The sequence below is a fragment of the Campylobacteraceae bacterium genome (assembly GCA_013215945.1).
Taxonomy (GTDB): domain Bacteria; phylum Campylobacterota; class Campylobacteria; order Campylobacterales; family Arcobacteraceae; genus NORP36.
On the sequence record JABSOM010000008.1, the window covers coordinates 80,021 to 93,509 of the forward strand.

Below are 13,489 nucleotides of genomic sequence, written 5' to 3' on the forward strand. Positions count from 1 at the left end.
CTAAATCTTGGGCATAGAAAACTCATAATTAGGGTCAAGCATATTTTTATTAAAATATGAGGCCCTCTCAAACTCCACAACATTACAGCCAATATGTTTAAGAGAGGGAAACATTGAACTTAAACCCCCAACAAGTGTTTTAGATAAATAAACTTTTTGTTCAATAGTTCTTCCTTGCATAATATTTGCAAATACATGAATAAAGTTTTCTTTTTTATTTCCAGTAATGTATTTTTTATAAAAATTTATTCTTATTTTTATATCATTTTCATGGAAAAGTTTCGTTTCAATAAGCAAAATATTGACTTGTTCTAGTATTTTTTCTTCTTTGTGCAGGCTTAGAATATCTTCCGAACAATCTATTACAAAATGTGGCATAATAAGGCCTTTTTTTACTTTATTATAACCACAATCTTCTTTTGTCATTGTTTACTTATTTAAACACAAAAACCAGATCTTTGAAAATCTTTCTATTGCTTTTGCAAAATCTTCTTCTTTTAAACCACCAAAACCCATACGAATACCATCGTATGTACCAATAGCTACATCGTGTACAAAATAAATTTTAATCTTTTCTTTTAAAGCCAAAGAATGTAAAAGACTAAAGTCCATTTTATCTTTTGCATCAATGACTAAAGATAAACCAATACCTTCACTTTTTATTATTACTGTGTCTTTTAATTTATCTAATAATAATTCTTTCATTATCTTATGTTTTCTTTTATTAAGGGTTCGTACTTTTCTTTGATGTTTATCCCAAAATCCTTCTTTCATGAACAAAGAAAGGGTATTTTGAAGCATTAAAGAAACACGTGCATGTTTAGAATCACTTAAGTCCAAATACACTTTTAAAAGCTGTTTTGGCAAAACCATATAAGATATTCTTAAACTAGGAGACAAAGACTTAGAAAATGTTCCTAAATATATAACAGAGTCATTATCATCTAAACCTTGCAGACTTGGTATTGGTCTATTGTAATAAGAAAGTTCACTGTCGTAATCATCTTCAATAATAAAAGCTTTGTTCTTTTTTGCCCAAGCAAGAATTTGCAGTCTGTTTGATATAGGAATACTAACTCCTGTTGGAAATTGATGGGAAGGGGTTAAATAAAGAATTTTACTTTTCGTTTTCGCAAGCTCCTTTAAAACAATTCCACTTTCATTTAGAGCTATTTCATCAATACAATATCCTTGTTCTAAAAAAACATCTTTTGCTAATTTATAACCTGGACATTCGATTGCTAAAGATTTATGTGTTTTTTTTAATATTTTTGTTAATAACATCATAGAATCATCAAAACCATGACATACAATTATCTGAGATGCCTCACACTTAACTTTCCTAGATAAGCTTAAGTATTTACTTATCTCTTCTATTAAACCCCTCTCACCTTTAGCTTGTGAGTTATCACAATAATCTAAATTGGCATCCAGACTTTTATTGCTTAGGCGTTTCCAAATTTTAAGAGGAAAAGAATTTTTTTCTTGCCTTGCAGGGTAAAAATCATAATCATAGTGTACTTTTTCAATTTTTATTTCATTCATTTCATTAAAACAAGAAGAATCAATATTTTTATAATTATTCGCAATAACAAAATATGAAGATCTGTTTTTACTATCAATATAACCTTCAATAACTAATTGTGAGTAAGCATTTGAAACGGTCGTTTTGCTAAGATTATACCTATTACACATTTTTCTTATAGAAAAAAGTTTATCTCCTATTTCATAAGAACTCGTTATGTCTTTTTTAATGGCTTGGTACAATTGAATAAACAAGGGTATTTTACTATTAGAATCTAATACATACATCATCTGTCCTTATATTATTTATATAATTTGTATCTTTAAAGATGGTCAGTTTTTTGATATATTATCACAATTAAAACAAAAGGACAAGCATGAAAAAAGCATTTACTATTGAAAGCTCGCAAATTGTAAAACGTTTAATAAGCGAAAATGAATACGGAACACTGGCACTTTGTGTGGACAATAAACCTTATAGTGTACCTATTAATTATGTAGAGTATAAAGGTGAAATATATTTTCATGGAGCTAAAAAAGGAAAAAAAATACAAATGATTAGAGAAAATGCATATGCATCTTTTTCAATGGTTGAAGCCTATTCTTTATTGCCTTCTTATTTCTCAACTGATGATGGAAGAGCATCCCCTGCTACACATTTATATAAGTCTGTAATTATAGATGGAATGATTGAATTTGTAGATAATTTTGAAGAAAAAACACAAGGTTTTGCTGCTTTAATGAAAAAATACCAAAAAGAAGGACAATATATTGCATTAAGCGATGAAATATATCAAAGAATAATAAAATCAACAGCTATGTATAAACTTATACCTCACGAAACATCTGCAAAATTTAAATTTGGCCAAAACTATAATAAAAAAAGATATGCAAGAGTAGTAGAACATTTAGAAAAAAGAGGCACACAAAAAGATTTAGAAACGCTAGAGTTAATGAGAATGTATCACGAAGAAAAATAAGATGAATTAATCATCTTATTCTTTGAGAGTGAGTAATTGCTATTGCAATTGCATCCGTTATATCAAGTGGTTTAATTTCTTTTTTTATACCCAAAAGTCTTTTAACCATGAAAGCCACCTGCTCTTTTGTAGCTTTTCCATTTCCTGTCACTGCTTTTTTAACCTGTAAGGGCGTATATTCGGCAAAATTTCCAAATTCTTGTAATACTTTTAATGAAATTGCTCCTCTAAATTGAGCCAATTTTATAACTGTTTTTGGATTAAATGCAAAAAACATATCTTCAATTGAAACTTCATCAATTGTATGCTTAGAAAAAATTAGCTCCAAACCTTCTACCATTTCAAGAATTTGTTCTTGTAAAATTCTTGATTTCATTTTAATTAATCCAGCTTCAATAAGTTTAATACTACTACCATTTTTAGCCACAATTGCATATCCACAGTTAATAGTACCTGGATCTATTCCCAATATATTCACGTCTTAACCCTTTTTATTCACTTAATTCACATTACAATAATGAGAACTATTCACATCTTATTTGCCTATATAGCGTTCATTATACATAAATATTCACTTAATTATAAACTTATTCACAAGTTATTAACGTATTATTCACGTCGTGAATAAGTTTTTATATAAAATTAGATATAATATTTGACATCTAAACAAAGAGTTAATAATTAATGACAAATAAAGATATTTTAACAATTTTAAAAGAAGAAAATTCTTCTATTGACTATGATAGGTACCTAAAACAGTTAATATATAAAAAAACATCTTCGGATGAAAAAATAGCTATTTTTGAAGTGCCAAATAAATTTATTGCTATGTATATTAAAAGCAAATATACAACAGTAATACAAAACTGCTTTGAAAAAATGGAAAACTATACACCCGCAATTGAAATAAAAGTTACAGGTGAGAGAAAAACAAAAAAAGCAATATTATCTCAAAATGAAAAAGAAAAAACCACTGAAAGTACTATTCTAAATCCTTCTTATACCTTTGATTCTTTCATTGTAGGTTCTTCAAATCAAATGGCTTATAATGCTTCTTTAGCCGTATCTAAAAAACCAGGAATTCAATACAATCCATTATTTATTTATGGTGGAACGGGTTTAGGAAAAACACATTTACTTCAAAGTATAGGTAATTCTGCAATTGAAGAAGGAAAAACAATTATTTATGTAACAATTGAACAGTTCATGAATGATTTCACTTTCTCAATTAAAAATAAAAACATGGATCACTTCCGTGCTAAGTACCGAAATTGCGATGTTTTACTTATAGATGATATTCAATTTTTATCAGGAAAAGAACAAACTCAAGAAGAGTTTTTTCATACCTTTAATGAATTACACAATGCTAAAAAACAAATTATAATGACCTCAGACAGACTTCCTTCGCAAATTGCAGGTTTAGTTGATAGATTAAAATCTCGTTTTGAGTGGGGATTAACAGCAGATATTCAGATTCCAGGTTTAGAAACAAAAATTGCAATTATTGAAAAAAAATCTGAATTAAATGGAATTGTTTTAACCAAAGACATTGTAAATTATATTGCAACCAATCTTGATTCATCTATTAGAGAAATTGAAGGCGTACTAATCCGTATTAATGCTTCAGCATCTCTATTAAACCAAGAAATAAATCTTGAAATGGTACAAGCCTTATTAAAAGATACTATTAAAGAAACAAAAGAGAATATTAAATTACCTGATATAATAAATGTAGTAGCAAGTGAGCTTAATATTAAACCAAGCGACATTAGATCTAAAAAAAGAACAGCAACTGTTGCTAATGCCAGAAGAGTTGTGATTTATTTAGCACGAGATCTTACACATAACTCTATGCCAGACATTGCTAAGTTTTTAGGAATGAAGGATCACTCTTCAATTTCTCATAATATTAAAAAAGCAAATGAATTAATAGAAAAAGATCAAAATTTTAAATTAATTATTCAAAATTTGAAGAATAAAATCATAAATAAGGAGTGGTAAAAAAATAGTAGAATAAAAGTTAAATGCTTTTGTGTGAAAAGATGTGAATATAATATCAAAGTTAATAACAGGCTTTCATTACGTTAAGCTCAATGATACAGCTATGTTTTCATCTTTTCACATGTACTACTACTACCACTACTTAAAATATATAATAAGGGAGTAAAAATGAGATTCATAATTACTAAATCTATATTCGAAAATATCATTTCGTCTATGCAACCATTTTTAGAAAAAAAAGATGCAAGTTCAATAACATCACATATTTATCTGGAAACATTAAATGCTAAATTAATAATCAAAGCAACTGATTATGAAGTAGGATTAACATCACTAGTAACAGATATAAGAGATATAACAGATGGTAAAGCTACTGTTAATGGTAATAATCTATTAGGAATAATTAAAAGACTAAAAGATGAAGATATTATTTTAGATACAGATTCAAATAATAATCTGATTATTAAACAAAATAAATCTACTTTTAAATTACCAATGTATGATGCAAATGAATACCCTTCATTTCCTACAAGTGATAATTTAAAGAAATTAGATATATCAACTATTAATTTAATTAATTCGATTAAAAAAATTACTCCTGCAATTGATAATAACAATCCAAAGTTTGAATTAAATGGATCTTTAATTGATATTAAAAATTCTATTATAAATTTTGTAGCTACAGATACAAGACGACTTGCAATATCCCATCTGCAAAATATAAGCAATGATGAAACACAAATTATTATTCCTAAAAAAGCAATTATAGAAATTCAAAAACTTTTTTTAGATGAAGCAAATATTTTATATGATGATACCAATATTATAATTTCTAATGAACGAATGACATTCTTCTCAAAATTAATAAATGGTAAGTTTCCTGATTATGAAAGAATTATTCCAAAAAATTTAAAACATACTTTATCAATTCCTAAAGCTATGTTAGTAGATTCTATTAAATTAGTAACTTCTTTATTTTCAAATATCAAAATTACTTTTACTCCCAATTCTATTTTATTTGAATCCTTAGATGAAGACAGTGAAGCAAAAACACAAGTAGATATCAATTTAAATATTGAAGATGAATTTTATTTAGCAGTAAATGCTAAATACTTATTGGATTTTTTAAGTATGAGCAATAATGAAAATATTAAAGTTGGATTTAATGAATCTAATTTACCTTTCTATTTAGAAGATGAAAAATTTTATACAATTGTAATGCCAATTGTATTAGAAAAATAAGGAAGTAAAATGAGCGAACAAGAATACGGCGCAAGTAATATAAAAGTCTTAAAAGGTTTAGAAGCTGTTAGAAAAAGACCAGGTATGTATATTGGTGATACCAATGTTAATGGGCTACATCACTTAGTTTATGAAGTTGTTGATAACTCTATTGATGAAGCTATGGCTGGATATTGTAAAAATATTAAAGTTACTATGACTAAAGATCATTATATTAGAGTTGAAGATGATGGGCGTGGAATTCCTACTGCTATTCATCCAACTGAAAATATCTCTGCTGCTACTGTTGTTTTAACAGTATTACATGCGGGTGGAAAATTTGATAAAGATACGTATAAAGTTTCTGGTGGATTACATGGAGTTGGTGTATCTGTTGTAAATGCATTATCAAAAGATTTAAAAATGACTATTTACAGAGAAGGAAAAATCTTTTATCAAGAATTTTCTTGTGGTAAACCTAAAGAAGAACTCGTAACAATTGGTGACAGTCCAAGAAAAACTGGTACAACTATTGAGTTCTTAGCTGATGACAGTATTTTTGAAGTAAATTCATATAATTTTGATACTTTGGCAAAACGTTTTAGAGAAGTAGCTTATTTAAATTCATTTATTACGATTACTTTGGTAAATGAAATAACCAATACTAAAGAAGTTTATCATTTTGAAGGTGGTATTAAACAATTTGTTGAAGACATAAATAAAGATGCTGCTATTTGTGATGCAATGGCATTTAATGCAAGAATTGATGATGTAGAAGTAGATATTGCTTTGGTATATAATACAACTTATACAGAAAGAACCATTTCTTTTGTAAATAATATTAGAACAATTGATGGGGGAACGCATGAAACTGGTTTTAAAGCGGGACTTACACGATCAATTGTTAAGTACTTAAAAGCAAATGCAAATGCAAGAGATAAAGATGCAAAAATTACTGGTGATGATGTAAGAGAAGGTTTAATTGCTATTATTTCTATTAAAATAGCAGAACCACAATTTGAAGGACAAACCAAAGGTAAACTAGGAAATTCTTATGTTAAACCTATTTGTCAACAATTAACATCAGAACAATTAGATAAATACTTTGAAGAAAATCCTCAACAAGCAAAAGCTATTATGGAAAAATCTATGATGGCTGCTCGAGGACGTGAAGCTGCTAAAAAAGCCAGAGATTTAACAAGAAAAAAAGATTCTTTATCTGTTGGAACACTTCCTGGTAAATTAGCTGAGTGTCAAAGTAAAGATCCTGCTATTAGAGAATTATATCTAGTAGAAGGGGATTCAGCTGGTGGATCTGCTAAACAAGGGCGTGACAGAGTTTATCAAGCAATTTTACCTCTAAAAGGTAAGATTTTAAATGTTGAAAAATCTCGTTTAGATAAAATTTTAAAATCAGATGAAATTAGAAATATGATTACTGCAATTGGTTGTGGAATTGGTGAAGAATTTAATGAAGAAAAAGTAAGATACCATAAAATCATTATCATGACAGATGCGGATGTTGATGGTTTACATATTCAAACCCTTTTATTAACATTCTTTTTCAGATTTTTACGACCAATTATTGATTTAGGATATTTATATATTGCTCAGCCTCCCTTGTACAAATACAAAAAAGGTAAAAATGAGACCTATTTAAAAGACAATACTGCATTATCTAATTTTTTAATTGAAAATGGTTTAGAATCATTTGAATTTGAAGGTATGGGTTACAATGATTTAGTTGATATGTTTAAAACAGTTGCTAGATACAGAATGATGTTAGAATCTTTAGAAAAACGTTATGCACTTCTTGAAGTATTAAAACATTTAATTGAAAATTCAGATTTAGTGAAATTACCGCAAGCTGAATTATATATAGAAGTTAAAAAATTCTTAGATGACAAGGGTTATAATATTTTATCTGAGAAAATTACTGAAGACAAAATTCAATTATTTGTACAAACTAAAGAAGGTTTAGAAGAATTAATTATAGATGATGAATTATTTTCATCTCCATTTTTCTCTGAAGCTACATTTATTTATCACAAATTAGTAGAAAGAGATATTTCAATGTTTAATGGACGAGATTTGGTTGAAATTCTTAATGAAATTGAAGGTCTTGCTAAAAAAGGTGCTTATATTCAACGATATAAAGGTTTAGGGGAAATGAATCCTGAACAATTATGGGAAACAACTATGACTCCTGATGCAAGAAGACTTCTAAGAGTAAAAATTGAAGATGCAGCAGTTGCTTCTGATACTTTTACGCTGTTTATGGGAGATGAAGTAGAACCAAGAAGAAACTATATTGAAGCTCATGCGAAAGATGTAGAACACTTAGACGTTTAGAAATTGATTCTTTTCATCAATTTCTACGTTAAGTAAAAGTTCTAAAATGCTCATGTACTTACGTACACTCCGCTTTTAGAACTTCTACTTGCCTTGAACTTAATAAAAATAATCAATTTCTAATAAGAATTATTTTTATAAAAAACTATAATTTTTTATAATTTTTATTAAGGAAATATATTTCATGATTAAATCTTATTTAAAAAACCTTGTTGATTCTAATGATAACTTTGCAAGTAAAACTTATGATATATGCAATCAACTTCTAATTATATTATCCATTATTGCTTTTTCAATTGAAACCATTCCTGATAACAGTTATTCAACGATAAACTATTTAAAAAACTTTGAAGTTTTTGTGATTACTGTTTTTACTTTTGAATATTTTGTACGAATATATACAGCGGATAAAAAACTTTCTTATATATTTTCTTTTTATGGACTCATTGATTTATTGGTAATTCTTCCTTTTTATCTTTCTATGTTTATTGATTTACGAGCAGTTAAAGCTTTTAGGCTTTTGCGATTGTTTTCTTTGTTAAAACTTGTACGATACAGTGCTACGTTAAATAAATTTGAAAAAGCCTTGCATCATTCAAAAGAAGAATTTATTGTCTTTTTTATTTTTACGATTATTTTGTTTTATTTGGCATCTATTGGAATTTATTATTTTGAGAATACGGCTCAGCCTGAAATATTTAGAAGTGTTTTTGATTCTATGTGGTGGGCAGTTGCTACTTTAACTACTGTAGGATACGGAGATGTTTATCCTATAACAGTGGGAGGTAAAATTTTTACTACTATTATTTTACTCCTAGGACTTGGTATTGTAGGAATTCCTGCTGGTATTGTTGCTTCTGCTTTATCTGAAGTAAATAAAGAAGAACGGCTTAGAAAAAAGAAAAAAAAAGAAGAACAGTCCCTTAAATAAATCTTTCATATTGACATATATTTGATAATTCTTCAAAATATTTTATATACTTCTTTATAAAACTCACATTGTAAGTGATTCAAAAAGGGTGTCGAAATGAAAGTATGTGGAATTGATTTAAAAGCCTCTAACGCAATTTTAGCTGTAATTGAGAAAAAGGATGAAGAAAGTGTTTTTATTCCTTTAGAGATAAAGAAAATAGCTTTAGACGCAAATGATGAACAAAAAGAGATGATTCAATTTTATGATAATATTTCTGGCTTTTTAAAAGTAAATCTTATTAACAAAGTGGTGATAAAAAAAAGAGCTAAAAAAGGAAACTTTAGCGGTGGTGCAAATACCTTTAAAATGGAAGCAGCCATACAATTAAGCGGTATTTGCGATGTATCATTACTTTCTTCTCAAAGCATAAGTTCTTATGAAAAAAAAAATAATGTTATTTTTCCTAAAGAAATTAAAAAATATCAAGAAGCAGCTTATTTGACCGCAATTTGTTCTTAAGTTATACTCAAAAGCTTTAGTTATAAATTAATCTAATCTTAAAAAAAAAATATAATTTTAGTATAAGGATATTTCAATATAATATACACATTAGAATTAAATAATTTCTATTTAACTAATATATAAGCTGTAAATAAAAAAATAATCTTTTATTATTCAATTAAACAGTTTAGATTTAATATATTGTTATTCTTAAAGGCCCTGAATGTTATATTTTAAGAAAAACTTATGGATACTTTTTTACCTTATTGTATTTATTGGTTTTTTAGTTGTTTCGCTTGTTTCATATAATCTTTGGACACAAGTATATAATACTAATAAACTTAAACAAGAAAGTATTACAAAAATTTCCTCAAGTTCTTTGCACTCCTTTTTTTTACAATACGAAATGATATTAGATATTTTATCCAGTGATATGAAAAAAAATAATGATGATATTTCGCAAATATATAATCAAGAAAAATTTGATCGATTAATGGAATTAAATAAAAACTTAGCTGGTCTTGCTTTAATTAATGTAGACGGTGATGTTTTAGTAACAAACAGTAAAATAGCCAATCAAATAATACCAAATTTTAAAGAAAATATTTTTACAAAAGACACTTTTAACCAAACCTTACTTGAGGATAAAATGGTAATTGGTCGTACGTATTATCAAAAAAACTTTAAAAGTTTAGTCATTCCTATTCGTAAAAGTATTAGAGACAAGGATGGAAAAGTTTTTTTGGTACTAGCTGCATCTATCAAAGTTAATAATGGTAAAAATTTTCTAAACAAACAACTTAAAGATAAATCTTCTTATATCATCTCTTTGTTTAGAAACTTTGATCATTACTTCCAATTATTACCGCAAAATAATGCCGATAATCTTCATATTTACAATGAAGCATTTCCAACTTTACGTTTTAATAATTACACTTTGGACTTAGAGCAAGATAAAGACATTGATTATTATAAAAATAGTGAAGATATTTTTACCATTAATAAAAACAATTTTTATAAAAATAATGGATATATAGTTTCTGTGGGTTATATTAAACGTTATGATTTATGGATGGTTGTAAAAAATCCTGCAGTAAAATTGCAGAGTTTATTTTTTGAAACATTTTATATTATTTTATTTATATATCTTATATTAATTCTTATTGCTTTTTTTGTTTTTAAGTATATTCTAAAATTTGAAAATAAAAAACGTAAAGAGTTACATTACCAAGCAACCCATGATTATTTAACCTGTTTAAACAATAGAATGTTTTTATCAGGAATTGAAAATTCACTTGTAGTAGATCATACGCAACCTTTTTCTTTGTTTTTTATTGATATGGATAATTTTAAAAGTATTAATGATAACTACGGACATATAGTTGGGGATAGGGTTTTACAAGAAATTGCACTTAGACTGAAAAAAGTTATTAGCAAAGAAGATATTCTTATTCGATATAGTGGGGATGAATTCATACTTATAAGTAAGATTATAAATAAAAGCGAAGTCTCAAACTTAGCACAAAAAATTCTTACTTCTTTGTCAAATAGTTTTCGTATTGATACGTTGGAGTTTATCTTAGGTTCAAGCATTGGTATTTCCCAATTTCCAAAAGATGCTTCAAATTTGGATAAAATTAAAGCTTATGCTGATTTATCAATGTATGAAGCTAAAAAAACGAGAAATACATTTAGAATTTTTGAAGACAGTATTAAAAAGAAGTATATTAATGATACTAAGATTGAAAAACAATTAAAAACTTCTTTTGATAACAAAGAATTTTCTATGGTTTATCAACCTCAAATGAATTGTAATGGTAGTTTACGGGGTGTGGAAGCGTTAGTAAGATGGAATAATAAGGAATTGGGTTTTGTAAGTCCTGTTGATTTTATAAAAGTAGTTGAAGACATAGGTTTCATGCCAAAATTAGGGCGTTTTATTATTGATACCTCTATTAAAGATATGAAAGACATACAAAATGAACTAAAAATATCTTTTCATTTATCTATTAATATTTCAGTAAAACAATTTCTTAGAGAAAATTTTTATCTACAATTTATGGCTTTAATAGAAAAACATGATTTTGATAAAAATTATTTGACTATTGAAATTACAGAAAGTATTTTTATTGAAGACATTGGTTTTATTTTAAATGTATTAAATAAATTTAAAAAAGAAAATATAAAAGTATCTCTTGATGATTTTGGTACAGGCTATTCTTCTTTAAGTTTGTTAAAAAAACTTCCTATTGATGAGTTAAAAATAGATAAAAGTTTTGTTGATGATATTTTGGTTAATAAAGCTTCTAGAAACATGGTTGAAAGTATTATCTCAATTGCTAGAAACTTGGGTTTTTATACTGTTGCAGAAGGCGTTGAAACAAAGGATCAAAGAGATTTACTGGCTTTAATGCACTGTGATATCATTCAGGGATATTATTATTCTAAGCCCTTAAAAATTGATGAGTTAAAAGCGTATATAAAAAACTTAGCTTAAGCTAAGTTTTTTGTTCTTTCCTTATATTATTGATTGTTTTTCCACCCATTCCATAATTATGTGTTGAAACTTCATCAATTATTACTACTGCTGTTTTAGCACCTCTTCCAATTACTTTATCAAATACTTCTGTCATGCCTTTAATTAAGGCTTCTTTTTGCTCAACGCTTGCACCACCATCTTCGTGTGTCATTTTAATATTTATATAGGGCATTTTTTTCCTTTTAATAAGTTATATTCATATATTTTTTGCTAGTGTATAAGAGTAAAACACCTAAACTAACAATAAATGCAGTTAGGTATAGTGCATAATCATAAGAATGAAAGTAGTCAATAATAGCAACTGAGTATAAAGGTGCAGCAACTTGTCCTATTCCGTAAGCGGTTGTGATTGCACCCATTAACATAACAGGGTTAGAACCAGCTAGTTTTCCCCCAAGATTCATAAATAAAGCTACAAGTGCAACAAAAGTACCTCCATATAATAAACCAGAGAGCAGATTTAAATAAATATTATTAGAAAAAGCTGGAATAAGAATTCCTATAACTTGTAATAACATTACTATCATAATAATATTTACACTTCCATACTTATGCGCTAATCTCATCCATATAATACAAGAAGGAACACCTGCAAGGCCAACAAGTGTCCATGCATAACTTCCATATCCTTCAAGTCCTTCAAGAGAGTTTATAATATCTGGCAGAAAAGTAGCTTGAACTACCATTCCAATACCTTCTGTAAAATAAGCAAAAATTAAAACGATTACAAAACCTTTGAAGAGTTTTTTATCAAAAGGATGTTTAACTATATTTTGTTTTACTTCTTTTTCAATGGATAAGATATACATAGAATATAAGGATGCAAAAAATGCAAAAATACTTAAAACCATCCACGCGTCACTCCATGTTCCACCATAAGCAAAAACACCTCGTGAAATTAAATCCGTAATTAAAATTGAGAAACCAATTCCTGAGAAGTGTATTCCCATTGCTTTAGTTTTATCTTGCATTTTTAGTTTATTAAATACTATAGCAGAACCTACTATAAGAGCCATTGCTGCGCCAAAACCAGCTACTACTCTAGAGATTAACCATACAGTGTCATTTTGTGTGGTGGCTAATATTAGTGTAGTAACAACACATAAAAACATTCCAAGTCTAAAATATTTTATTTTACTGTTCATGTCTTTTATAAAAACAGAAAAGATTGAACCAGCTAGATATCCAATATAATTAAAGGAAGCCAAAACCCCAGCAAAAGTGATACTTAAACGATCTTCTAACATAAATGGCAGTAAAGAGGTGAATACAAAACGCGCAACGCCTACTCCAATTATAAGTGCCAGAATTCCAGCTAATAATATGGATGCATTTTCATTTTTATCAAGTAATTTTATTTTCAAGCCTGTCTCCTGTTAAATTCTAGGGTATAATATCACTAATAGTTATGTAATGTCAAATAATCAATCATGATACATGATATTATCTTTGCTTATA

At 27.4% G+C, this 13,489-nt stretch carries 12 protein-coding genes; 7 read left to right on the forward strand and 5 right to left on the reverse strand.

The genetic code is table 11. The features are described from left to right. Nucleotides 1–378 carry a 5-carboxymethyl-2-hydroxymuconate isomerase gene (locus HRT41_09835; GenBank protein NQY24325.1) on the reverse strand — a complete coding sequence of 126 codons (378 nt, stop codon included), beginning with the start codon at nucleotides 376–378 and terminating at the stop codon, nucleotides 1–3. 51 nt (nucleotides 379–429) lie between these two features. Then, the gene (locus HRT41_09840) at nucleotides 430–1,812 is read right to left on the reverse strand and encodes a PLP-dependent aminotransferase family protein (protein NQY24326.1); all 1,383 of its coding nucleotides are present in this window, start codon (nucleotides 1,810–1,812) and stop codon (nucleotides 430–432) included. A gap of 89 nt (nucleotides 1,813–1,901) precedes the next feature. On the opposite strand from HRT41_09840, the gene HRT41_09845 reads away from it, so the two are divergent. Continuing rightward, on the forward strand, nucleotides 1,902–2,504 hold the full coding sequence (locus HRT41_09845; GenBank protein ID NQY24327.1) for a pyridoxamine 5'-phosphate oxidase family protein: 603 nt from the start codon (nucleotides 1,902–1,904) through the stop codon (nucleotides 2,502–2,504). A 10-nt stretch (nucleotides 2,505–2,514) separates the two neighbouring features. On the opposite strand, the gene ruvC is transcribed toward HRT41_09845, so the two are convergent. Further along, complete coding sequence (gene ruvC / locus HRT41_09850; protein NQY24328.1) at nucleotides 2,515–2,982, reverse strand: crossover junction endodeoxyribonuclease RuvC; 468 nt, start codon at nucleotides 2,980–2,982, stop codon at nucleotides 2,515–2,517. A 206-nt stretch (nucleotides 2,983–3,188) separates the two neighbouring features. Between ruvC and dnaA the strand changes: the two genes are divergently transcribed. The 6 genes from dnaA to HRT41_09880 all read left to right on the forward strand — a co-directional run bounded on the left by dnaA (nucleotide 3,189) and on the right by HRT41_09880 (nucleotide 11,989). Next, nucleotides 3,189–4,505: a chromosomal replication initiator protein DnaA gene (dnaA, locus tag HRT41_09855; protein ID NQY24329.1), complete on the forward strand. Its 1,317-nt coding sequence runs from the start codon at nucleotides 3,189–3,191 to the stop codon at nucleotides 4,503–4,505. A gap of 168 nt (nucleotides 4,506–4,673) precedes the next feature. Further along, nucleotides 4,674–5,747: a DNA polymerase III subunit beta gene (locus HRT41_09860; protein NQY24330.1), complete on the forward strand. Its 1,074-nt coding sequence runs from the start codon at nucleotides 4,674–4,676 to the stop codon at nucleotides 5,745–5,747. A gap of 9 nt (nucleotides 5,748–5,756) precedes the next feature. Then, on the forward strand, nucleotides 5,757–8,078 hold the full coding sequence (gyrB, locus tag HRT41_09865; protein NQY24331.1) for a DNA topoisomerase (ATP-hydrolyzing) subunit B: 2,322 nt from the start codon (nucleotides 5,757–5,759) through the stop codon (nucleotides 8,076–8,078). A 184-nt stretch (nucleotides 8,079–8,262) separates the two neighbouring features. Then, nucleotides 8,263–9,009 (forward strand): ion transporter, encoded by a 747-nt coding sequence (locus HRT41_09870; GenBank protein NQY24332.1) that lies wholly within the window; start codon nucleotides 8,263–8,265, stop codon nucleotides 9,007–9,009. 96 nt (nucleotides 9,010–9,105) lie between these two features. Then, nucleotides 9,106–9,510: a DUF3010 family protein gene (locus tag HRT41_09875; GenBank protein NQY24333.1), complete on the forward strand. Its 405-nt coding sequence runs from the start codon at nucleotides 9,106–9,108 to the stop codon at nucleotides 9,508–9,510. A gap of 205 nt (nucleotides 9,511–9,715) precedes the next feature. Next, the gene (locus HRT41_09880; protein ID NQY24334.1) at nucleotides 9,716–11,989 is read left to right on the forward strand and encodes an EAL domain-containing protein; all 2,274 of its coding nucleotides are present in this window, start codon (nucleotides 9,716–9,718) and stop codon (nucleotides 11,987–11,989) included. Nucleotide 11,990: 1 nt separating this feature from the next. On the opposite strand, the gene HRT41_09885 is transcribed toward HRT41_09880, so the two are convergent. Both HRT41_09885 and HRT41_09890 read right to left on the reverse strand, forming a co-directional pair. Beyond that, nucleotides 11,991–12,203, reverse strand: coding sequence for a 2-hydroxymuconate tautomerase family protein (locus HRT41_09885; GenBank protein NQY24335.1), 213 nt, complete (start codon nucleotides 12,201–12,203; stop codon nucleotides 11,991–11,993). 10 nt (nucleotides 12,204–12,213) lie between these two features. Next, nucleotides 12,214–13,395, reverse strand: coding sequence for a YbfB/YjiJ family MFS transporter (locus HRT41_09890; protein NQY24336.1), 1,182 nt, complete (start codon nucleotides 13,393–13,395; stop codon nucleotides 12,214–12,216). Nucleotides 13,396–13,489 lie beyond the last annotated feature (94 nt).